Origin of the sequence: Marinilactibacillus piezotolerans (genome assembly GCF_900169305.1) — a bacterium.
GTDB classification, from domain to species: domain Bacteria; phylum Bacillota; class Bacilli; order Lactobacillales; family Carnobacteriaceae_A; genus Marinilactibacillus; species Marinilactibacillus piezotolerans_A.
Genome location: NZ_FWDP01000003.1, coordinates 188430 through 210877 on the forward strand (window position 1 = coordinate 188430; position 22448 = coordinate 210877).

Annotated in this window: 21 protein-coding genes and 1 tRNA gene; 8 read left to right on the forward strand and 14 right to left on the reverse strand. The window is 40.8% G+C overall.

Features of this window, described 5'->3' with window-relative positions; genetic code table 11:
• Positions 1-59: 59 nt before the first annotated feature.
• Both B6F02_RS02745 and B6F02_RS02750 read right to left on the reverse strand, forming a co-directional pair.
• Positions 60-1721: an FAD-dependent oxidoreductase gene (locus tag B6F02_RS02745; RefSeq protein ID WP_080145878.1), complete on the reverse strand. Its 1662-nt coding sequence runs from the start codon at positions 1719-1721 to the stop codon at positions 60-62.
• Between the two features lie 12 nt (positions 1722-1733).
• Positions 1734-2063, reverse strand: a complete 330-nt coding sequence (locus B6F02_RS02750) for an ArsR/SmtB family transcription factor (protein ID WP_080145879.1) — start codon at positions 2061-2063, stop codon at positions 1734-1736.
• A 176-nt stretch (positions 2064-2239) separates the two neighbouring features.
• On the opposite strand from B6F02_RS02750, the gene chrA reads away from it, so the two are divergent.
• Both chrA and B6F02_RS02760 read left to right on the forward strand, forming a co-directional pair.
• Positions 2240-3430: a chromate efflux transporter gene (gene chrA, locus B6F02_RS02755; RefSeq protein WP_080145880.1), complete on the forward strand. Its 1191-nt coding sequence runs from the start codon at positions 2240-2242 to the stop codon at positions 3428-3430.
• A 41-nt stretch (positions 3431-3471) separates the two neighbouring features.
• A complete protein-coding gene (locus tag B6F02_RS02760) occupies positions 3472-3750 on the forward strand; it encodes a hypothetical protein (RefSeq protein ID WP_080145881.1) in 279 nt (92 codons plus the stop codon).
• A gap of 75 nt (positions 3751-3825) precedes the next feature.
• On the opposite strand, the gene B6F02_RS02765 is transcribed toward B6F02_RS02760, so the two are convergent.
• Together B6F02_RS02765 and B6F02_RS02770 are read right to left on the reverse strand one after the other, a co-directional pair.
• On the reverse strand, positions 3826-5265 hold the full coding sequence (locus B6F02_RS02765) for an aldehyde dehydrogenase (RefSeq protein ID WP_306293711.1): 1440 nt from the start codon (positions 5263-5265) through the stop codon (positions 3826-3828).
• Positions 5266-5290: 25 nt separating this feature from the next.
• On the reverse strand, positions 5291-6211 hold the full coding sequence (locus B6F02_RS02770; protein WP_179128510.1) for a methyl-accepting chemotaxis protein: 921 nt from the start codon (positions 6209-6211) through the stop codon (positions 5291-5293).
• A gap of 431 nt (positions 6212-6642) precedes the next feature.
• Between B6F02_RS02770 and B6F02_RS02775 the strand changes: the two genes are divergently transcribed.
• Positions 6643-8268 (forward strand): ABC-F family ATP-binding cassette domain-containing protein, encoded by a 1626-nt coding sequence (locus B6F02_RS02775; RefSeq protein ID WP_080145884.1) that lies wholly within the window; start codon positions 6643-6645, stop codon positions 8266-8268.
• Positions 8269-8847: 579 nt separating this feature from the next.
• Positions 8848-9147, forward strand: coding sequence for a hypothetical protein (locus tag B6F02_RS02780; protein WP_080145885.1), 300 nt, complete (start codon positions 8848-8850; stop codon positions 9145-9147).
• 103 nt (positions 9148-9250) lie between these two features.
• Here the strand turns inward: B6F02_RS02780 and B6F02_RS02785 are convergent, their stop codons facing one another.
• The 4 genes from B6F02_RS02785 to B6F02_RS02800 form a co-directional block, all read right to left on the reverse strand.
• The gene (locus B6F02_RS02785; RefSeq protein ID WP_080145886.1) at positions 9251-11266 is read right to left on the reverse strand and encodes an FtsX-like permease family protein; all 2016 of its coding nucleotides are present in this window, start codon (positions 11264-11266) and stop codon (positions 9251-9253) included.
• On the reverse strand, positions 11256-12026 hold the full coding sequence (locus B6F02_RS02790; protein ID WP_080145887.1) for an ABC transporter ATP-binding protein: 771 nt from the start codon (positions 12024-12026) through the stop codon (positions 11256-11258). Before B6F02_RS02790 ends, B6F02_RS02785 begins: the two co-directional genes overlap by 11 nt.
• Positions 12027-12137: 111 nt before the next feature.
• On the reverse strand, positions 12138-13163 hold the full coding sequence (locus B6F02_RS02795; protein WP_256864627.1) for a sensor histidine kinase: 1026 nt from the start codon (positions 13161-13163) through the stop codon (positions 12138-12140).
• Positions 13141-13821 carry a response regulator transcription factor gene (locus B6F02_RS02800; RefSeq protein WP_080145888.1) on the reverse strand — a complete coding sequence of 227 codons (681 nt, stop codon included), beginning with the start codon at positions 13819-13821 and terminating at the stop codon, positions 13141-13143. The genes B6F02_RS02795 and B6F02_RS02800 overlap by 23 nt, the downstream gene beginning before the upstream one ends.
• 186 nt (positions 13822-14007) lie before the next feature.
• Between B6F02_RS02800 and B6F02_RS02805 the strand changes: the two genes are divergently transcribed.
• The 3 genes from B6F02_RS02805 (at position 14008) to B6F02_RS02815 (ending at position 15598) form a co-directional block, all read left to right on the forward strand.
• Positions 14008-14397, forward strand: a complete 390-nt coding sequence (locus B6F02_RS02805) for a GFA family protein (RefSeq protein WP_080145889.1) — start codon at positions 14008-14010, stop codon at positions 14395-14397.
• A gap of 475 nt (positions 14398-14872) precedes the next feature.
• Positions 14873-15094, forward strand: a complete 222-nt coding sequence (locus B6F02_RS02810) for a helix-turn-helix domain-containing protein (protein ID WP_080145890.1) — start codon at positions 14873-14875, stop codon at positions 15092-15094.
• 84 nt (positions 15095-15178) lie between these two features.
• Positions 15179-15598 (forward strand): hypothetical protein, encoded by a 420-nt coding sequence (locus B6F02_RS02815; protein ID WP_080145891.1) that lies wholly within the window; start codon positions 15179-15181, stop codon positions 15596-15598.
• Positions 15599-15698: 100 nt separating this feature from the next.
• Here B6F02_RS02815 and B6F02_RS02820 read toward each other — a convergent pair whose 3' ends face one another.
• The 6 genes from B6F02_RS02820 to B6F02_RS02845 all read right to left on the reverse strand — a co-directional run bounded on the left by B6F02_RS02820 (position 15699) and on the right by B6F02_RS02845 (position 20955).
• Positions 15699-16403 carry an ABC transporter ATP-binding protein gene (locus B6F02_RS02820; RefSeq protein WP_080145892.1) on the reverse strand — a complete coding sequence of 235 codons (705 nt, stop codon included), beginning with the start codon at positions 16401-16403 and terminating at the stop codon, positions 15699-15701.
• The gene (locus tag B6F02_RS02825; protein WP_080145893.1) at positions 16404-17180 is read right to left on the reverse strand and encodes an ABC transporter ATP-binding protein; all 777 of its coding nucleotides are present in this window, start codon (positions 17178-17180) and stop codon (positions 16404-16406) included.
• Positions 17177-18133, reverse strand: a complete 957-nt coding sequence (locus B6F02_RS02830) for a branched-chain amino acid ABC transporter permease (RefSeq protein WP_080145894.1) — start codon at positions 18131-18133, stop codon at positions 17177-17179. The genes B6F02_RS02825 and B6F02_RS02830 overlap by 4 nt, the downstream gene beginning before the upstream one ends.
• 9 nt (positions 18134-18142) lie before the next feature.
• Positions 18143-19021: a branched-chain amino acid ABC transporter permease gene (locus tag B6F02_RS02835; RefSeq protein WP_080145895.1), complete on the reverse strand. Its 879-nt coding sequence runs from the start codon at positions 19019-19021 to the stop codon at positions 18143-18145.
• Between the two features lie 84 nt (positions 19022-19105).
• Complete coding sequence (locus B6F02_RS02840) at positions 19106-20272, reverse strand: ABC transporter substrate-binding protein (protein ID WP_080145896.1); 1167 nt, start codon at positions 20270-20272, stop codon at positions 19106-19108.
• Between the two features lie 610 nt (positions 20273-20882).
• Positions 20883-20955: transfer RNA gene (locus B6F02_RS02845), tRNA-Val, on the reverse strand.
• 121 nt (positions 20956-21076) lie between these two features.
• Here B6F02_RS02845 and B6F02_RS02850 point away from each other — a divergent pair.
• The gene (locus B6F02_RS02850; protein WP_080145897.1) at positions 21077-22369 is read left to right on the forward strand and encodes a hydroxymethylglutaryl-CoA reductase, degradative; all 1293 of its coding nucleotides are present in this window, start codon (positions 21077-21079) and stop codon (positions 22367-22369) included.
• The last annotated feature ends 79 nt before the right edge of the window (positions 22370-22448 follow it).

Sequence of the window (22448 nt, forward strand, 5' to 3'; positions counted from 1 at the left end):
CCTGCAGATTTATCAAAAAAAAACAGAAGTAAAAGCTGGCTATTTTGTTCTATTAATGACTAGGCTTTTTTACTTTTCTGATAGTGCTGATAATTGGTGTTTCCGCCTGATAAAACCGCGACTTCTTTGAATCCAATATTGATCAGCAGGTTTTGGGCTGTGTTGCTTGTCACACCTTTGTTGCAGTAAACGACTGTAAAGGTATCACGGTCTAGTTCAGCTGACCGTTTTCTTAAGTCAGGCATCGGAATATTCATCGCGTCTTGAACGTGATTTTTTAAATAGGCCTTCATAGAACGAACATCAATAATTTGTACAGGCTGACCAGCAGCCTTTCTTTCTTCCAATACTTCAGGCGTAATCACCGGTAAGTCTTTTCTGGCATTTTCCAAAACCATTCCTGTATAGTGCACCGGATCTTTAGTCGTGCTGAAAGGCGGTGCATAAGCGAGATCTAGATGGAACAGATCTTCTGCTTTTGCGTTAAATGTCATCGCAGTGGCTAGAACATCGATGCGTTTGTCCACACCTTCAGAACCAATGATCTGTGCACCCAGTACTCTCCCTGACTCTCTATCGGCAACGGCTTTTATGACCATATTTTGCCCGCCGGTATAAGTTGCGTGAGCCGGCTTGATATTATGGATAATGACTGGATCAAATCCTGCCTTTTCAGCTTCAGCAGCTGATAGCCCGGTATAAGCGACCGTTAAGTCAAATAAGCGGAAGATCCCCGTTCCCAGTGTTCCTTTGAATGTGAGGGAACCGCCCGTTAGATGATCGCCAGCGATCCGTCCCATTTTGTTCGCAGTAGAGCCCAGTGGATGATAGGCAGGCTGACCGGTAATCAGGTTAAAGCTTTCTGCCACGTCTCCCACTGCATACACATCGGGTTCAGAAGTCTGCATAACCTCATTAACTTTGATTGCGCCCGTTTCTCCCAAGGCAATGTTTGTGTCTTCAGCTAAAAGGGTATTGGGTCTTACACCCACAGCTAGAATCACCAGATCAACCGATAGAGCAGCACCCTTTTGCGTAACCAACCGCTCTGCTTTTCTGTCCCCGTCGATTGAATTCACTTTATCGCCAAGATGCAGTTCAATATGCTGTTCTGCCAATTTTTCTTCAATATAATAAGCCATGTCTGCATCGATTTTCGGAAAGACTTGCTCCGCCAGTTCGACTATCGAGACATTGATGCCTTTTCGCGTCAGCTGCTCTGCCATCTCTAATCCGATAAAGCCCGATCCAATGATCGCCGCACTTTTCACGTTATTTGACTGCATATACTGGTCAATATCTCTAGTGTTTTCCATCGTCTTAACATGGAATACATTTTCCAGCGTTTTCAGGTTGAACGGTGGCGGCGTTAAAGAATAGGATCCTGTCGCAAGCACTAACTGATCATAGGTTTCTCTTCTGCCTTCTCCAGCTGTTCGATCATAGACTTCGATTTCTTTTACTGAAGGATGGATCGAGGTAACGTGATGATTTGTATGGATACCGATCTCAAAACGGTCTTTGAACCATTTGGCGTCTCTGGGAATCAGTGCATCTATCGACTCCGCTTCCCCACCTAAATAGTAAGGCATTCCACAGACAGAATACGAAATGTCTTGCCCTTCGTCGTAGACGACAATTTCTGCTGTTTCATCATTTCTGCGTGCTTTGGCCGCTACAGATGTCCCTGCAGCAACCGATCCGATCACAACGATTTTCATAATATCCTCCTTTTAGCAGCACTCATCGTCTGCTGATTTTAATAAATAGCAAAACTGTTCAGATAATAGTTCTCTTGCTGTCTCTTCTTCAATCCAGTAATAACTCCAAGTAGCAGAGGTTTCTTTTTGAATCAGCTCTGCATTCAATAATATTTTCAAATGATAAGACAGTTTGGACTGCGGCAGATCCAATAGGTCTTCCAGATCACAGACGCAGAGTTTTCCATTCATAGCCAGCAGATGCAGAACCGTCAAACGAATCGGATCTGACAAAGCTTTAAATTGTTGAGCATATTTCATAACATCCGGTAAATCTGTTACGCTTTTTTTCGTTTCGTTCATCATCGATGCTCCTTAATCAATTTTTTTTGATGAACTAACTATAGCAAACCCTTTTTTTAATTACAAGAAAGACTGATCGGGATATCTTGATATCTGAATGAGATTTTATAGTGTATTGACCATCATTTTAGTATACTGAAACCAAACCTTAATTCATTATAAAAGGAGTACAACACATGCCTGATGTCTCGAAATCTTCTTCCATTAGCCGATCGACTTTTTTAAAAGATATATTCATTTGTTCCTTAGGGGCTTTTGGAGGCCCTGAAGCTCATTATAGTGTGTTTACCGACCAATTAGTCATTAAAAAACAGTATCTTACTGAAGAAGAACTGGTTGAACTGATGGCTTTATGCAGTTTTCTGCCTGGTCCCAGCAGTACTCAGACAATCGTTTCCATCGGTCACAAAGTCGGCGGTCCGTGGCTGGCTTTCTTGACCATGCTGGTGTGGGCTTTTCCTGCTTTAGTTATCATGACCGTTTTGTCTTTTTTATATCAGTTTTTGGATGCTCAGCAGATATCCGCTGATATTCTGCGTTACATAGGTCCTATGGCGGTTGGGTTTATTATTCTGGCCTCTTACCGGATCGGCAAGAAAGTCATTAAAGACACTCAAACGTTCTGGCTGCTGCTTTTTGGTGCAGTTGCCACCTACTTTATTCGAGCACCTTGGGTATTTCCGCTTGTACTGATTATCGGCGGTCTCGTGAGTGTCGCATCAACCAAAGAAAAGAATCTCTGGAATCGTGTCAAACTGAATCCGCCTTATCCTTATCTGGCTCTGTTTCTCTTTTTCACAATCGGGAGTTTGCTCTTAACAGCCTTCTTTCAGAATGAGATCCTGGCTATTTTCGAACAGTTCTACCGTTACGGTTACTTGGTATTCGGGGGCGGTCAAGTCGTTATTCCGGTAATGTACAGCGAACTAGTCGAAGTAGATGGATTAATGTCCAGCGAGCAGTTTCTGACAGGTTATGGACTTGTTCAAGGTATTCCCGGTCCCATGTTCAGTTTCAGCGCGTATGCGGGCGGCATGGCTGCACAGAACGGTTCTGTCTTCCATCAGATTTTAGGCGCTGTTGCTGGAGGCATCGGAATCTTTTTACCGGGACTGCTGTTGATCTACTTTGTTTACCCTATGTGGGAACGAATCAAAACCGTGAAAGGCTTCCGTGTAGCGTTGAAAGGAGTCGCCGCTGTAGCAGGCGGACTGATTGCGATCGCTGCGGTTATCTTAACTCAGCAAAGCGGATTGACGTGGGACAATCTGCTGATCACAATTGGAACCGTCATATTGCTGGCTACCAGGAAAATTCCGGCACCTGTTATTGTCGTGATCGTTATATTGATTGGAATTCTATTTTAAGAAGACCGTTAAACCTGCAAGCGGTAGAAAGAAGTGTTCATATGTCAGATCTGCTGGAATTTCTATTCGAAATGGTTTTCGATACAGTCATTTTGTCCGGACAGCGATTTTTTAGAAATGGAAAAATCAGCAAACCTCTGCGCCTAAGCTTAGCTGTCTTGCTCTTCTTAGGACCAGTGATCCTGCTGATGCTGCTCACTCCTCTGCTCATTGAAATCAATAGTTGGTGGCTTTACCTGATTATGTTCGGCATAGAGCTTTACTTTGGCTATCTTGCTGTCAAATACGTAAAAGGGATTTTATTCGGATTCAAAGAATAACTTTGCGCAAAAAGCCCGGCTTCTAATGAATCGTTTCGTTAAGGAAACGCTCACTGAAGCTGGGCTTTTTTATTTTTACTTTAATAGTCTTCTCAGTACCTGTAATCCGTTTTTTGCATTCGGATAACGATAGGGATTATCGAAGCGTGTAGTCTGAGTCATGATACTTTTCTGGTGAGAAAATGTATCGAAGCTGGCTTTGCCATGATAGCTGCCCATCCCGCTCGAACCTACTCCGCCAAAAGGTAAATACGGTGAAATAATATGAAAAATAGTATCATTAATACAGCCGCCGCCAAAAGATACGGACTGTACAATCGTATCTTCTATTTTTTGATTCTGCGTGAATAGATAGAGTGACAGTGGATTTGGATTTTTTGAAATACCTTCCATGACTTCAGCTAAGGTTTCATACTCAATCAGTGGAAAGACGGGACCAAAAATCTCCTCTTGCATAACGGTATCTGTCCAGTCAGCCTTTTCTAAAATCGTTGGTTCAATCGCCAATCTGCTCTCGTCGAAATGCCCGCCATGTACGATTTCACCTTCGGATAAGTAGCCTTTAAGACGCTGAAAATGTTTTCCATTCACTATATGTGTATATTCACTATTTTCTAAAGCATTTTGCCCGTAAAGAGACTGAGTAGCCTGAATCAGTTTTTTTAAAAAAGGTTCTTTTACGGATTTATGGACATAAAGATAGTCTGGTGCCACGCAGGTCTGCCCTGCATTCATGAATTTACCCCAGGCTATGCGTTTAGCAGCTAAATCCAGATCTGCATCAGCGTGCACAATACAGGGGCTTTTCCCGCCTAATTCCAGCGTCACTGGTGTCAGTGTCTGTGCTGCAGCTTCCATCACGATTTTTCCGACAGGAACGCTCCCGGTAAAGAACATATAGTCAAACGGCTCTGCCAATAAAGATTGAGTCGTGTCTGCATCCCCTTGAACAACTGCAATATAGTCAGAAGGGAAAGTCTCTTCGATCAGATCGCTGATAACCTGTGCTGTCTGAGGTGTTAATTCCGAGGGTTTGAGTACTGCACAATTTCCCGCAGCAATCGCCCCAACCAGCGGCGCTAGTATTAATTGAATCGGATAATTCCAAGGTCCGATGATCAGCGCCGAACCGTAGGGAACAGAATAAATCATACTCTTAGATCCCAGATGGGTCATCGGGGTTTTTACCTTTACTGGTTTCATCCATTTTTTCAGATGCTTAATGGCAAAGCTGATTTCACTGAGTACGATGCCGATTTCAGAAGCATATGTCTCATAAGCCGACTTATTTAAATCTACTTTTAGTGCTGCTGTCAGTTGCTGTTCATTTTTCATCAATACCGTTTTCAGTCGTTTTAATGCACTGATTCTAACACTCAGCTGTCTCGTTACACCTGACTGATAAAAGCGCTGTTGGTTTTCTACAATCTTCTGTATTTTCTCCAAATCAATCGCCTCCCTTTCTTGAATGATCGACTGCTGACACTTTTTTCTTAAGAAAAGGATACCGCTGATCTGGTCATTTCTTCAATAATTTGCTTTAAATAATCGTTTCTAGTTTCGTAGCTTGTTTTTGTAAATAGTTTGATTCTGTACTGATTCGATTAAACTCATTTATCGTTCCATTGATTTCTTCTTCGCTGACTAGGATTTGATTCTGCAGAACGTTATTTCCTTTTACTACAACGTCGATATTATCTGTGACGGCTGAAATATCTTCTCCAATGATATACGCAGATTCATGTACTTTTTGAGAAAGATTTTTCACTTCTTGAGCAATCACTCCAAATCCCAAACCATATTCTCCAGCATGTGCCGCTTCAATGGATGCATTGATTGCCAGAAGGTTCGTGTTAGAAGCAATATCTTGGATCGTGCGGACAATGCTTTTGATCGAATTGCTTTTATCCTGCAGCCTGTTCAAGTTGACTGTGCTTTCTTTTGATAAATTGATCATCTCTTGATTGCCTGCCAGCAATTCTTGACCCTTGCCAATTCCTTCTTCAGATGCTTCTGTCAATTTAGAAGACATTGTTAACAAATCATTGGTTACTTTCTCAATTTGTGTCTGACGTTCTGTGATATCTGTCGCTACTTTGGCAACACCGACCACTTCCGTTTTTCCTTCATTAAAAATTGGAAAATAAGTTGCTTCCAACCACACTACTTCAGCTGAGGCACTTCTTCTCATAATTTTATCTTGGAAACTTACACCGTTCAGTAGATTTTCCCATAACTCTTCATATTCGGGACTATTCACAAATTCCGGAAAGCAGAATATTTTATGCTCTTTTCCGTATAATTCTTCTTTGTGATAACCCAGCACATTGGCAAAATTATCATTTACATAAGTAACTCTCTTATTTTTATCAAACCGAATGATTGCTATATTCTGCTCTAAAGCGTTGACCACCAATTCATCATTTAACTGATTTCTCTCAATATTGATGTTTTCCATCATTTCATGTTGCTCCTTTTTCTCCATGTCTTCTTGATTAGACGATTTGTGAATCCTATTTCAAATAATCGTTATCAAAAAGTAAATTTATTATATGCTCTGTTATTTGAATTGTCACTTAATACGAATTAGGAATAATCTGATTCAGGTGTTACATTCTTATCAATGGAGAGTTTGTAAAGAAATTTGTTCATTTTTTCTGATTAAATCCACTTGTTTTTTTCACAATATAACACTTTTTATCTTAAGAATGTATGTATATGGACAAAAACCGCTTTCTTGATTGACTGAAATATGACAATTTAAAAAATAAACGTAAAATCTCCATTAAACTGCACAGAACCCATGCAATATTTTAAATTTCAAGTATAATAGACCGTAATGGGCATAACCTGCCTTGTTAGAGATTAAAGAGAAACGAGGCTATATTTTTTATGATTACAGTAACAGATGTAAGTTTAAACTTCTCAGACCGCAAGCTGTTTGATGAAGTCAATCTACAATTCAATAATGACAATTGCTATGGTGTGATTGGTGCCAACGGTGCTGGAAAATCCACTTTCTTAAAAATTTTATCTGGTGAAATTTCACCAACTACCGGAAATGTTTCACTTCCTGCAGAAAAGCGAATGGCTGTACTGAAACAAAATCATTACGATTATGAAGATCAAACGGTTATCGATACCGTTATCATGGGACACAAACGTCTTTATGAGATCATGCAAGAAAAAGATGCCATTTACATGAAACCCGACTTCTCAGATGAAGACGGTATTCGTGCTGCTGAACTAGAAGGGGAGTTTGCTGAATTAAATGGTTGGGAAGCCGAACCTGAAGCGATGACACTTTTAAAAGGTTTAGGTATTCCTGAACATCTGCACAACCAGAAAATGAGCGAATTAACCGGTGGACAACACGTTAAAGCCTTGCTGGCACAAGCTTTGTTCGGCGAACCTGATGTTTTGCTTTTAGATGAGCCTACCAATGGTCTGGACGCACAGTCAATCAAATGGTTGGAAGAATTCTTAATCAACTTTGAAAATACTGTCATCGTTGTTTCCCATGACCGTCACTTCCTGAATAAAGTCTGCACACACATGGTGGATGTTGACTTCGGTAAAATCAAATTATTCGTTGGTAACTATGACTTCTGGTTGGAGTCTAGTCAATTGGCTTCTAAACTGGCAGCCGATTCCAACGCGAAAAAAGAAGAGAAAATAAAAGAACTACAAGAGTTTATCGCTCGATTCAGCGCGAATGCCTCTAAATCTAAACAAGCAACCTCTCGTAAGAAAATGCTGGATAAGATCACTCTAGACGATATCCAACCATCTTCTCGCCGTTATCCATTCGTTGGATTCAGTCCAGAACGCGAAATCGGAAACGACTTGCTTCGTGTAGAAAATATCTCTAAAACCATCGACGGCAAAAAAGTCTTAGATAAAATCTCATTCAACCTGGGCAGAGATGATAAAGTTGCTTTTACAAGTATGAACGATGTGGCGATTACAACACTTTTCAGAATTATCATGGGTGAAATGGAACCAGATACTGGGTCTTACCAGTGGGGTGTGACCACTTCTCAAGCATACTTGCCGAAAGATACCAGCAATGAATTCGAAAACAACAATTCCACGATTTTAGACTGGCTTCGTCAGTACGCTTCTAAAGAAGAAAATGATAATACTTTCTTGCGCAGCTTCTTAGGGAGAATGCTATTCTCAGGAGAAGAAGTTCTGAAAGAAGTTTCCGTCTTATCCGGGGGCGAAAAAGTCCGCTGTATGTTATCTAAATTGATGCTGAGCAAAGCCAACGTCTTAGTATTGGATGATCCTACGAACCACTTGGATCTAGAGTCTATTACAGCTTTGAATAACGGACTGATCGATTTCAAGGGAGCTATCCTATTCGGATCACATGACCACCAGTTTATTCAAACATTAGCTAACCGTATCATTGAAATCACACCAAACGGAGTCGTCGACCGTTCTGAAACAACTTACGATGAGTTTTTAGAAAACAAAGACGTTCAAAACCAAATCAAAGCATTGTACGCTTAGTACTAGTATTGCCCATCGTCAGCCGAAAGCTTGCGATGGGCTTTTTTTGTGCACTCACTCTCGTTTTTTTGTTGGGATCGTACAATTCTGCTCTGATTTTTGGTACTCGTTCTCCTTTTCTTGTTGAGTTCATAAAATTCTACTCTGATTCTCGTTACTCATTCTCCTTTATTCACCGAGTTCGCATTATTCTGCTCTTATTCTCGCTACTCGCTCTCCTTTGCTCGCCGAGTTCGCAATATTCTGCTCCTATTCTCGCTACTCGCTCTCCTTTGCTCGCCGAGTTCGCATTATTCTGCTCCTATTCTCGCTACTCGCTTCCCTTTGCTCTTTGAGTTCGCAAAATTCCTCCTCTATTCTCGCTACTCGCTCTCCTTTGCTCGTCGAGCTCGCAATATTCTTCTCTTATTCTCGCTACTCATTCTCTTTCGCGTGTTGAGTTCGCAAAATTCCGCCTCTATTCTCGCTACTCGCTCTACTGTTCCCTCTAATACAAAGATATTCACCTTCTGTAGTGTGCTATACTAGATGGAGACTTTGAACTTTAATCAAAAGCCATCCTAAAAAGGAGAACTATATTTGGACATTACTTTTAAGAAAAACACCTCTGAAGTACATATTGAGAAAGATAAAGTCAAAATTATTGAAAGTGCGTTGATTCATTTAATGGGTTTACAGTCAGGTATACTTACTGGTAAAGGGGCCGTTATGAATCCAGTTGAAGAAAAAAATCCGGATTGTCTGCTGCGGTTTGATGTGCACTTAGACCCGTCAGTGGATCAGGAAAGTACTCAAAAGGTGAAAGAACGGTTTGATCAACAACTGAATTTATTTTTGAAAATGGCTGAAGTTGATGGGAGCATTATTGTAGAAGATTAACTGAAAATGTGTTTTTTATGAATACGACTGCATAATAAAAGGCATAAGCCCTCTGTTTTAGAGAGCTTATACCTTTTTATGGATTTAGTTTGGTATTTATTCTTTACTCGACAATATTCAAGTACACTCTGGAAGTGACACGGTAAATGATGTAGTAAATCAGCGCAAAGGCTGCGACGACTCCTACTGTACATATTATCAATGTTTGATGGCTGGTTGTGCCAAATAATATCAGCATTTTATGAATAATCGGATAGGCGAAAGCAGTGTGCAATCCAGCTGTTAAAATTGGCAGAGTGAACATCCAGACGATTTGCGAATGGGTTGCTTTTCTTGTAGTTTCCCGGTCCAGACCGACTTTCTGCATGATTTGGATTCTATCCCGATCATCAAATCCTTCTGAGATTTGTTTAAAGTAAGTGATCAGCAATGCGCCCAAAGTAAATAATCCACCTAAGAAAATACCTAAGAATAAAAATCCTCCATTCAGACTATACCATTCCTGGCGACTCACTTCTTTTGACTGATAAAGCGTATAAGCTTCCGCTTCGGAGGTTTCATTCAAATCACTCATTTCAGCAGCGTATTGAAGGTTTTCTTCAGGAGTAGTATCCGCAAGATCCCAGTAGTAGTCGGCTGACCATGCATTCACTGCATATCCCTCTTCTTCAGAACTATTCTCTTCGGCGAGTTGATTATAATAAATACGTGCTTGTTCGATGTCTTGCATAGTCGGCAATACAACGATGGAAAAATCGACAAGTTGAATTCTTGCCTCCAACATCTCAGGTACATCTTCAAGCGGATTGACTTGATAGTCTTCTTCCCCAATTGTCAACGTCTGATCAGAAAAGTCAGTATTTTGAGTATAATACAAGAGCTCATTAGCTTTCAATTGATACCGGCTGTTATTGATTTTGTTAAACTCCTCAAGCGGAATCATCATGACCATTCCTTCCAGCTTGAAAGAAGTCTTTTTGGGTATAAATGTCTGATTTCGGAATTCTCCAAAAAAATTGATATATTGAAAGGATCGACTGTTTTCAATATTCCAGCCGTTTTCTTCTGAATATGCTGTAACTTCATCAAAATCTATTTCAGTTTCAGCCTTTAATTCTGCTCCCGTCATTTCGGGCGGTGTCGCAAAAGAAATATTATTCTCTGCTGGAAACCGATTGTCTAATGTTTGTTCAGATCCTACAAATAACGTAACTGTTGAAGAAACAGCGATAATGACCATGACAGATAAGATTGTTATATTAGCTAATCCAACTGCATGCTGCTTCATTCGATACAACATTCCTGAAACAGAAATGAAAGGACCTGGGCGATAGTAAAATGATTTATTCTTTTTCAAAGCTTTCAGTACTACGGTCGATCCTACTGTAAACAGCAGATAAGTTCCGATGATAACGAGCAGAACAGCAATGAAAAACTGACTGAGTGCTGTAATTGGATCTTGAATTGTTAAAGAGATAAAATAGCCGGCAAACAATGAAGCTAAACCCAGTATAAATAACAACCAAGAACCTTTAGGCTCTTTTTCTCCTTCTTTACTGCCTTTCAACAACTTGATGGGATTGGCAAAAGTAACTTGAACCATGTTATACACGGTCGTCAGTATGAAAATCCCTGCAAAGAGCCCAATTGTCATAAAGACCGCGGTCCAGTTATGGACATATTCCAGCGGTTCCGGAAAATTGAGCAGGTAATTTAGAAACAAAAAGCTGAGTTCTCCAAACAATGTACCTATTAAAATTCCCATCAGAATACTAGAACCACCTGCTAAGAAGGTTTCCGTCCCTAAAATAGCATTTACATGTTTTTTCTCTAATCCTAAAATATTATAGAGACCCAATTCCTTTTTACGTCGTTTCATCAGAAAACTGTTGATGTAAAAGATAAAAATCAGCGAAAATATACCTATTACAATCGTTCCTAACCCAAATAGAACAGGTAATGTTGCAGCTCGTTCTTGAATAAACTGGTTATCTAACAGCGAAGCCATCATCATAAACATGGCAACGGTCAATGCAGCAGAAACAACATACGGAATGTATAATTGTCGATTAGATCGAATATTCCGCCAGGCTAGTTTGGAAATAAAACTAAGATTCATCGGACTCACCTCGATTAGATGTTACCAGCAATGCTTGTGTGATTTTTTCCAGATAAGCAGACTTCGTTTGATCTCCTCGGTAAATCTCGTGATAGACACGGCCATCTCTAATGAACAGCACTCTGCTGGAATAGCTGGCTGCCTGAGCACTATGTGTAACCATCAAAATAGTCTGACCGGATTGATGGATCGCTTCAAACTGCTCCAGCAAATTTTGAGAAGATTTGGAATCCAGCGCACCCGTCGGTTCATCTGCTAGTAAAATTTTCGGTTTTGTAATCAAAGCTCTGGCAACGGCTGCCCGCTGTTTCTGGCCTCCCGACACTTCATAAGGGTAATGATCGAGCAAGTGTGCGATACCTAACGTTTCACTTAACGGTGTCAATCTTTTTTCCATTTCTGTAATGTTTGTTCTGGCTAAAACAAGCGGCAACAAGATATTATCTTTTAAGCTAAAGTTATCCAGCAAATTGAAGTCTTGAAATACAAATCCCAACTGTTCTCTGCGAAAACGGGAAATTGAACGATCCTTAATAGAAGATAAGGGGGTTCCATCCAGATAAACTTCTCCTTCCGTCGCATGATCCAAGGTAGACAAAATATTCAACAAGGTCGTTTTACCTGACCCTGACTCTCCCATGATTGCGACGAATTCTCCTTTGTCGACTGAAAAGTTTACATCTTTCAGTGCTTCTGTTCCTTTTGTTCCTAATCGTTGTGTATAGACTTTTTTTACATTTGCTACTTGCATGAATGTCATTTTAATCACTCCTTGTATGAACCCATCATACCGCCTTAAAGGTACTCCAGCATTTACTCAACCTTACAAATAGAAAAGGAACCTTACAAAATTGTAAGATTCCTTCTCGGCTTAATCGAATACATCGAAATCTGGTTGCTTGAGGTCTAAATAAACTTTCGTTCCTCGGCCTAGTTCGGACTCGATTTGCAGCCGATGCCCCAAACGCTGACAGATCTTCTTGGACAAAAACAGCCCCAACCCTGTTGATTTTTCATGCAGACGACCATTCAGTCCTGTATATCCTTTTTCAAAAATCTTAGGCAGATCTTCTTGTCGAATGCCCGCGCCGGTATCTTCAATCACTAACGTATTCGCTTTTTGTACGTAAATTCTGATTTTCCCCGTCTTCGTATATTTCAGGCTATTTGATAAGATCTGCTCAATCAACACCTGCAGCCATTTTCGGTCCGTCAGCACTTTCTTGTTTACCGGCTCATAATCCAGCTGCAACCCATTATAAATAAACAAGATCGAATATTTTTTTACCGTTTCTTTAATGACCTCATCTAAAGAAATCCACTCCAAGTCAAGATCTTTACCGCTGTCTTCCAGTTTCAGATAATTCAGCGCCATATGTGTATAGTCATTCAGCCTTAACAGTTCCTGTTCCATCTGCTTCTGGCCGGACAGGTCTTTATTTTTTTGCAGAAGCAGACTGATGGCAGATATCGGTGTCTTGATTTGATGGAGCCAGAGAGAAAAATAATCCATTTGTTCTTTATTTTTTTCTGACTCTTTTTGTTTATACTGCTGAAATTCTTTTTCCAGATTCAGATATTGATTTTGATGAAGCTGTTCTGTCAGATTACCGCTCGGTTCATAGGTATCCCGGCTTACGAAGGCTCTCTTTTCTATATCCTGCAGGTTCTTCTTAAAGCGAATCCACTGCACACCAGCCAGTATCAGAAAGAAGAAGACCGATAGTTGAACACCGTACCAGTACAGAGACATCGAGGTACGGGAAAGAAAGAGCAGCACGCCGAACATTCCATCCAAGAGTACCAGCAGAACCCATTGCGGCCACAACTTTTTGATAAAAGAAATCAGTTGAATCTTCAATGACAACGGCGGTTTACTCTGATTTTCCAACGGCATAGCCTACTCCTTTTTTTGTTAAAATAAAGGGATCTTTTCCAATGATTCTCAGTTTTTTTCTCAACCTTGTTATATTGACTGCAAGGGTATTTTCATCAATAAACGCTTCATCTTCCCATAAACGAGTCATGAGTGTCTCTTTCGATACATAGGTTCCTTTATACTGAAACAAAATCTCCATAATCTTCAACTCTGTCTTTGTCAGATCCGCTTGCTCTTCTTGATAGACCAGACTGGAAGTAGATGACTTCAGCAAAACATCTTCTACAATGAGCAGATCTCCGCTGTCTTTAAAATCATACGTCCGTCTCAGCATCGCCTGAATTTTTGCCATGACGACTGATAGATTGAACGGCTTTTGAATATAGTCATCGGCTCCCATCTGGATGGCCATCACGATATCCATATTATCTGTTCTGGAAGAGATAAAGATCATCGGTACTTCTGAAAATTTCCGAATTTCCTGGCACCAGTAATAACCGTTAAAACTCGGCAGCTGGATATCCATCAAAATCAGCTGCGGGTTTTTTTCTGCAGCAATTTCTGCAATTCGATTGAAATCCTCTGCTATAAAAGCCTGGTATCCCCATTGTTCAGCTTCGCTTTTTAATGTTTGTGCAATGGTTTCATCATCTTCGACGATCATGATTGAAAACATACGACTGCTCCTTTAACAACTTTCTTCTCTTCTCACACTAATAGTATCACAAGAACCGCTTCTGCACCTTACCTCTAGCTGATTTTAATAAACGTAGTCTCTTCAAGTTATTCCGTAAACGTATTTTGATGTCCTGCATGTTTCATCTATACTATACTTATCTACAAAACTATTGGAGGAATCAAAATGATCCACTTAACTGGTCACTGTTTATGCCAGAAAACAACTTTAGAAATCAATTGTACTAACGCTCATGTCACTGCCTGCCACTGCGGAATGTGCCGGACTCAAACAGCTGGACCTATGTTTTATACACAAAAAGTTGAAAAAGAAGCCTATACCTTTACGAAATCAGAGTTTGTAAAAGTCTATGCTTCTTCAGAATTTGCAGAACGAGGATTCTGCAGCAACTGCGGAACGGTTCTCTTTTTCCGTAACCAAGAAAGTCAGCGGACTTCTTTTAATCCAGAACTATTTCCAGAACTGATCGAACAAGCGACGTTCAACGATGAAATCTACTATGCAGATAAACCTGAATACTATACTTTTCAGAACGCTACTTCAAAACGTCAGTAAAAAGATTGAATGAAATTTTCGTATATAAATATGACATATTAAACAAGCCAGAATATACGAATAAAAAGTTGCACCTAAATAAATTAGTTTAATTTTAACAAACGCACTGATCAAAAAACAATAGAAAGTATAAACAACAGAAACAATATAAATAAAATAAATCCGATGATCTTATAAGCGAGCCAAAGTCCAAGCAGTTTCTTCAATGTCATCATCTCCTTATTCATTATACTGAATAGCCATGTTCACTGAACGAGCTTCTAAAGCAAGTATATCAGAATCCCAGGGGTTATGCTCTAACATTCACAATTTATGTGGTAGGACTCTATTTTCAGTTCCTTTCTCGTGGACAAGCCGCCGCAACAAACTGTAGCACCTTGTTACAACAGGGTTTTTAGACTTTATTAAAAATAATTGCTAGGCTGCCTGATTTCCTTGCGATACAATAGTCATACAACGAAAGGCGGAATCAAGTATGACTATTGGGGAGAAATTAAAAGCAAAAAGACAAGGAGCCAAGTTGTCTCAACAAGCGTTAGCGGAGAAACTGCATGTATCAAGACAGAACATATCAAGCTGGGAAGTCGGGAGAACCTACCCGGATCTAGATATATTAGTAACGATCAGCGAATTTTACCAGATACCCTTGGATGACCTTTTAAAAGAAGACTCCAACATGGTAGAAGAGATTACATAAAAGGTTAAAGTCAGCGAGAGAAGAAAAATCGTTAATATTATTTTAGCTGTTCTACTGATTTTAATGATGGGGACAAGTCTCTATATGTTTCTGCAAAACAGGCAGAATGCAGCGTCTAACGAACAAGGTCTGAGACCAAATGATATTATAGAGTCCTCTTGGGAACTAAACTACACACTGACAAATGAATTGATCCAGTCAATGATATCTTTCAGCAGTAACAGTATTGTGGTTTACAATGATTTTGAACAAGGCATCGAGCAGCTGGATAACGGAATGGAAGACGGATCGACCCTATATGAAGATCTCAGTATTTCTCTGGATGGAGACACGTATGTTGTAGAAGCACAAGGATATTCGGAGCGTTACACTCGTCTGAGCGATACCATTCTCCGCGACTCTAACGGAAACGAATATCGACGGGTATCAGATCGTAATATGAACGATAGTCTGCTCCAAATCAATGAAATCATGGAGGAAGAACATTCGACCTCTAATGAGTAATCAACAGTAAAAAACAGAAATCCATTACATTGGATTTCTGCTTTTTGCGTTTATATAGTCTCCCCTATTGCTATAAAGCTTACACTTACCTATGACCTCGCTAACCACCCAAATAAGCTTTTTGAACAGCATCACTTTCCAGCAGTTCTTGACCTGTTCCTGTCTGTACAACTTCTCCAGACTCCAGGACATAACCTCGATCAGCGATCTGCAGCGCAACTTTTGCATTCTGTTCGATCAGCAGGACAGTTGTTCCTTCTTTATTGATTTCTTTGATGATATCAAAAATACTTTGAATATAAATAGGCGCTAATCCCATTGACGGCTCATCTAGAAGCAATAATTTAGGTCGCGACATCAATGCCCGTCCCATTGCCAGCATCTGCTGTTCTCCTCCAGATAATGTGGCTGCATCTTGTTTTTTTCTTTCCTCAAGAATCGGAAAATAACTGTAGATACGTTTCAAGTCACTTTTGACGCCCTCTTTGTCTTTACGTAAAAAGGCCCCCATCTCAAGGTTCTCAAAGACTGTCATTCCCCCAAAGACGTGTCTGCCTTCCGGAACATGAGAAATGCCTTCTTTTACTACTTGTTTCGCTGATTCTTTTTCAATGGCTTTATTATAATAGCTCACTTGTCCATTCGTTGGCTGAATCAAACCGGAAATCGTTTTTAAAATTGTCGTCTTTCCAGCTCCGTTAGCTCCGATCAAAGAAACGATTTCTCCTTCTTTTACCGAAAAAGAAATGTTGTGGATCGCTTCGATAGCACCATAATGTACCGTTAGGTCTTTTACTTCTAACATCTAATGTTCCTCCCCTAAATAAGCTCGGAGTACATCTGGATTAGACCGGATTTCTTCAGGCGTTCCTTCAGCAAGCAGACGCCCGTACTCTAGCACATAAATTCTTTCGCACACATTCATAACTACAGACATATCATGTTCAATCAGAATGACCGTCAAATCAAATTCCATTTGAATCTTCTTGATCAATTGAGTCAGTTCCGCACTTTCCTGCGGATTCATTCCAGCAGCCGGCTCATCCAAGAAAAGCAGAGCCGGTTTTGTTGCCAGAGCTCGTACAATTTCCAATCTTCTCTGCTTCCCATAAGGCAGGTTTTCAGCCAGTACATCCGCACTGTCTTCCAAGTCGAAAATAGCCAGCAGCTCCAGTGCTTCCTTTCTTAATCTGTCTTCCATTTTAAAGAAAGAAGGAAACCTTAAAATGCTGCGGATAGTACCGATATTATTCTTCTTATGCAGTCCAATCAATACATTATCCAACACTGTCAGCTGTTTGAACAACCGAATATTTTGAAATGTTCTTGCAACACCGGCAGCTGCAATCTGATCAGTTCGTTTCCCGACCAATGAAACAGATTTTCCATCAACATTCATTGTGATTTTTCCTTCTGTCGGCTTATAAACTCCTGTCAACAGATTAAAGAAAGTGGTCTTTCCAGCTCCATTAGGTCCAATCAGTCCAACCAGTTCATTCTTCTGAATCGCTAGATCAATCTCCGAAACAGCCGTTAGTCCGCCAAACTGTTTCGTCAGTTTTTCGACCGCTAATATACTCATGACCGAGAGGCCTCCTTTTTCTTCCAGTTGAATAATTTAGAAGCTTTGATTTCTTTTCTTCCAAATAACCCAGAAGGTTTAAAGATCATGACTAAAATCAATGCAATGGCATATAGTATGACCCTGAAAGCACCATAATCTGCTAAGAAATGGTTCAGCAGTCCTAAGAAAACAGCGGCAAAAATACTTCCTGTCAAGCTGCCCATTCCACCCAGAACGACCATGATCAAAATATCAATGGATCTTACAAAGTCAAATTGACTCGGCACAATCAGCTGGTAGTAAGTAGCGTGGAAAGATCCTGCTACAGCAGCGGTCATCGTCCCGATCATAAAAGCAATCATCTTATATTTTTTAGTATTGATACCTAGAGACTCTGCTGCAATTTCATCTTCCCTGACAGAAATTGTTGCTCGGCCGGGAGAGCTGTTCACATAATTGGCAGCCACCAAAATGATCAGCAGCGCCACAATATAAGCATAATACCAAGTCGCCAGTTTAGGAATGCCGCTTAATCCGCGGGCTCCATTTGTAATATCTAAGTTTAAAATCGTAATTCGAATAATTTCTCCAACACCTAAAGTGGCAATGGCTAGATAATCTCCTTTAAGCCGCAGAGTCGGTATTCCAACAATATAAGCCACAATACCTGATAAGACCACGCCGCCTAAAATCCCTAAAGCAAATCCGCCCAAGTTCGGCATCATTTTTGTAACGATCCCTGTGGTATATGCTCCAATCGCCATAAATCCTGCATGCCCTAAAGAAAGCTGACCAGAGATCCCTACAATCAAATTCAAGCCCACTGCCAACATAATATTAATCAAAATCAGCATTAACGTCATCTCATAGTAACGCGTAATCCAACCAGTTAAAATCGCAATCTGGATCAGAGCAAATCCAAGTATTGCAGCACCAACCCAAACGAGGATTGTTTTCATTCGTTTCGACATATCCATCTCCTACACTTTCTCTTTGGTTGTTTTACCTAAGATACCTGACGGACGAACCAGCAGGATCAGAATCAAAATGACAAACACAACCGCATCTCTGAGTAATGAGTCTCCGTAGGCTACAACCATTGTTTCAGTCAATCCAATTAAAACGCCGCCAAGCATTGCTCCAGGGATAATTCCTATCCCGCCTAAAACAGCTGCGATAAAAGCTTTTAATCCCGGTAAAAAACCCATCATCGGATTAATCGTATTGTAAAATAACCCAACCAGCACCCCGCCAGCACCTGCTAAAGCTGAACCCAGCATAAAGGTAAAAGAAATGACATGGTTAACATTGATTCCCATCAGCTGTGCAGCTTCTGGGTCCATACTGACTGCTCGCATCGCTTTCCCCATTTTTGTCCGGTGCACGATCAGTTGCAAAGCAACCATCAAAACGATTGCTGTCCCGAAAATAATCAATTGTATGCTGCTGATTGAAAAAAGTCCTAAATCATAACGAACATTGGACAGCACTTGAGGAAAAGGACGGACATTTGGACCGACCCATTGAATCATTCCGTTTTGAATCAGATAAGAGACCCCGATCGCCGTAATCAACGCTGTGATTCTCGAAGATTTTCTCAGCGGTCTATATGCCACTCGTTCAATAATGACCCCTAGTAGCGCGCTCGCTGCCATAGCTACAATCAAAGCTGGGACTAATCCCACATTTAAAAACTGGATGGTAGCATACCCAACAAACGCACCAATCATAAAAATCTCACCGTGCGCAAAATTAATTAATTTTATAATTCCATAAACCATTGTATATCCTAGTGCGATCAGCGCATAAATACTCCCTAAGGATAAACCATTGATGACTTGCTGCATAAAACTGGACATTGTATTCTTCCTTCCTTGACCCATTGCTAAAAAATAAAAGGGTCCAAGGTTCCTGACCCGACCCTTTTATTTCTGTTCTTAACGTTATTCAGGTTGTACTTCTGTGAAATTCACTTCTTCTCCATTTTCTAATTCAACAACGATTGCTGACTTGACTGGATTATGGAAATCATCAAATGAGAATGTTCCTGTTACACCTTCAAAGTCTTCTACTTCACGCAACGCATCACGAATGGCTTCCGGAGTAACTTCATCTAACCCTTCTACTGCGTCAGCGACCAAGTAGACTGTATCATAAGCTAAAGCAGCAAACATATCGGGCTCTGATCCGTAAGACTCTTCAAATGCTGATACGAATTCACTAACATTAGGATTATCTCCCTCAGAAGTGTAGTGTGCAGAATAATAAACATCTGTTACATTTTCTGCTCCAGCTAGTTCGACTAACTGTTCGTTCCCGAAACCATCTGGCCCAAGTATCGGCTGATCAATTCCCATTTCTCTTGCTTGTCTGATGATTAGTCCAGCTTCTTCATAATAACCAGGAACGAAAAGGACATCGAATTCTTGATCCGCTAAACTTGTGAGTACAGCACTGAAGTCAGTGTCTCCAGCTGTAAAGTTTTCAGTAGCAACGATTTCTCCGTCAAATTCTCCAGTGAACGCTTCGGCTAATCCAACTCCGTAGTCACTTGAATTGTCTCCAAGAATAACTGCCTTCTCAGCGCCTAATTCATTATCTGCAAAGTTTGCCAACGCGATTCCTTGGAAAGAATCCTTGAAAGAGGTACGGAATACATAAGGTGTTACTTCTCCATCTTCTCCCACAGTCACTTGATCAGCGGTTGCTGAAGGTGACACCAGCGGTACACTTGCTGCTGCTGCACTAGGAGCGGCGGCCATTGCAGCACCTGATGTAGCTGGACCTACTAAAACATGAGCACCCTCCGATGCTGCACGAGTAGCTAATTGAGCAGCTTCTGTTTCTTCAGATTGTGTATCGTAATCTGTTAATTCAAATTCTTTCCCGTTAACACCGCCAGCTTCATTGATCTCTTCAACAGCTAGCTGAACACCATTCAATTCAGACGTTCCATAAGCTGCTACTGGACCTGACTGTTCAAAAATTCCTGCGATATTAATTGTATCTGTTTCTTCAGAAGATCCTTCCTCAACGGACTCTGCCGAACACGCTGCCAACAACATAGCAGCAGAAGCTGTTATCCCCATAAACCATCTTTTCTTAGTCATCATCATTTCTCCTTTTTTATCATCGTATAAAAACAAGCAAATACTCTTTTCTATATGCGAGAAGACGCAGAAAACGGTCACTGTACACTTCATATAACAAAATAGCCAGTCCACTTCATGTCGTGGGCTGGCAGCTGATCGCTTTATTCCGAGCCCCTTTTTTCTTTTACAGAAATAGGACTCTATCATGACGAATAGAATCCTTGCTACGGAATAATAATCAATAAGAGTGTATCTGTAAGCAGACGAGTTTGTTGAACCTTTCTGTCCATTTGTCCTCTAGTCAATTGTTCAGTCGTCATCTGCTTTCTCCCCCAATTCAAACCTGTTTCCTTCGGCATTTATCTTTTTATTTTTCTAGCATGGTATTTATATTAGAATAAGATTAGTTTTCAGTCAATATAAATTTGATAATTATAAATACGTAATTCATTTATTTTTAATAATTAGGTATAATCTACTAGGGACATAGCACTCACTGCTTTTTACCTTAAGAAAGGAAGACAAATAAGGGGAGACACTAGCTGAAAAATTTGAGGTACGTTTAAAAATGGGTATAAAAAAAGACCCACACAGATACTGTGCGGATCATCCGAAATAAAAAATATGATGGTCCTTACTGGGCTCGAACCAGTGACCCCTACCTTGTCGAGGTAGTGCTCTCCCAACTGAGCTAAAGAACCGATTACTCAAACTATTATCCTTGATTTTTACAGATTTGTCAATACCCTGCAGGTTTGACTTTTCTTTTTTCTGCGGCTCGTTCATAATATACAGTAGGAATAACCAGAGAGGAACCATGAAATGGACACGGATCAATTAGCAAAATTTTATAAAAAATCATTTGAAGAAAAAATCGATGCTTTGGCAGCAGCCTCGCTGCTTTCAGAAGGTCAGGTTAATGTACTGAAAAAGGACGGTCTTGATTTGGATCGGTCTATCGGCGACCATATGATCGAAAACTATATCGGAAATTATTCATTGCCTTTAGGGGTTGCAATGAATTTCGTGATTGATGATCAAGAGATGGTAGTACCGATGGCGATCGAAGAACCTTCTGTGATTGCGGCATCCAGCTTTGCAGCTAAAATCATCGGTTCTGCTGGAGGATTCACTACAGTCGTGACTGATCGGAAGATGATCGGCCAAGTGACCTTAAAAGACGTTACTGATCTTGATCAAGCAGCTCAAGCTCTGGAAGCAGCTAAACAAGAGATTCTAGATCGTGCGAATGAAGCACACCCTTCTATCGTCAAACGCGGCGGCGGGGCAAAGGATCTGCACGTTAGAGTGTTAGAAGCAGATCCTGAAGAAAGTATACCTGCTTTTCTTGCTGTACATCTGCATATCGATACACAGGAAGCCATGGGTGCCAATATTGTGAATACCATGATGGAAGGCATTGCTCCATATATGGAAGAGTTGACTGGCGGAACAGCTCTATTACGCATTTTATCTAATTATGCCACTGAATGTGTCGCAACAGCGACGTGTACGATTCCTAGTCACAAGCTTAAAACCGGTAGTTTCTCAGGAGAAGAGGTCAGAGATCGGATTGTTGAAGCGGCACAAATTGCATGGGTCGATCCTTACCGTGCAGTGACGCACAATAAAGGGATCATGAATGGAGTGGATGCAGTAATCGTAGCCAGCGGAAATGACTGGCGCGCCATAGAAGCAGGCGTTCATGCCTATGCAGCCCGTTCTGGTCAATATCGCGCTTTATCCAGATGGCATACCAATGAATCTGGTGATCTAGTCGGAACCTTGACTCTGCCATTGCCTGTCGGTACAGTCGGCGGTTCAATCGGTATTCATCCTGGTGCCCAGCTGTCAAGAACTTTGATGCAGGAACCAAATGCTCAAACACTGGAAAGCATTTTAGTATCCGTTGGGCTTGCGCAGAATTTCGCAGCCGTTCGGGCACTAGTCACAGAAGGCATCCAAAAAGGACATATGGGCTTGCATGCTCGTTCCTTAGCGATCAGCGCCGGAGCAACCGGTGAACAAGTCGAAAAAATTGCCGCTGCTCTGAAAAACGCCCCGCATATGAACTTGCAGACCGCTAAAGACTTGCTTGCTGAATATACAAAATGATTTTAATCATGCAACAAAATAGACTGATTGCGCTCCCTTCACTGGATAGCACAATCAGTCTATTTTTTTCAGTTATTGT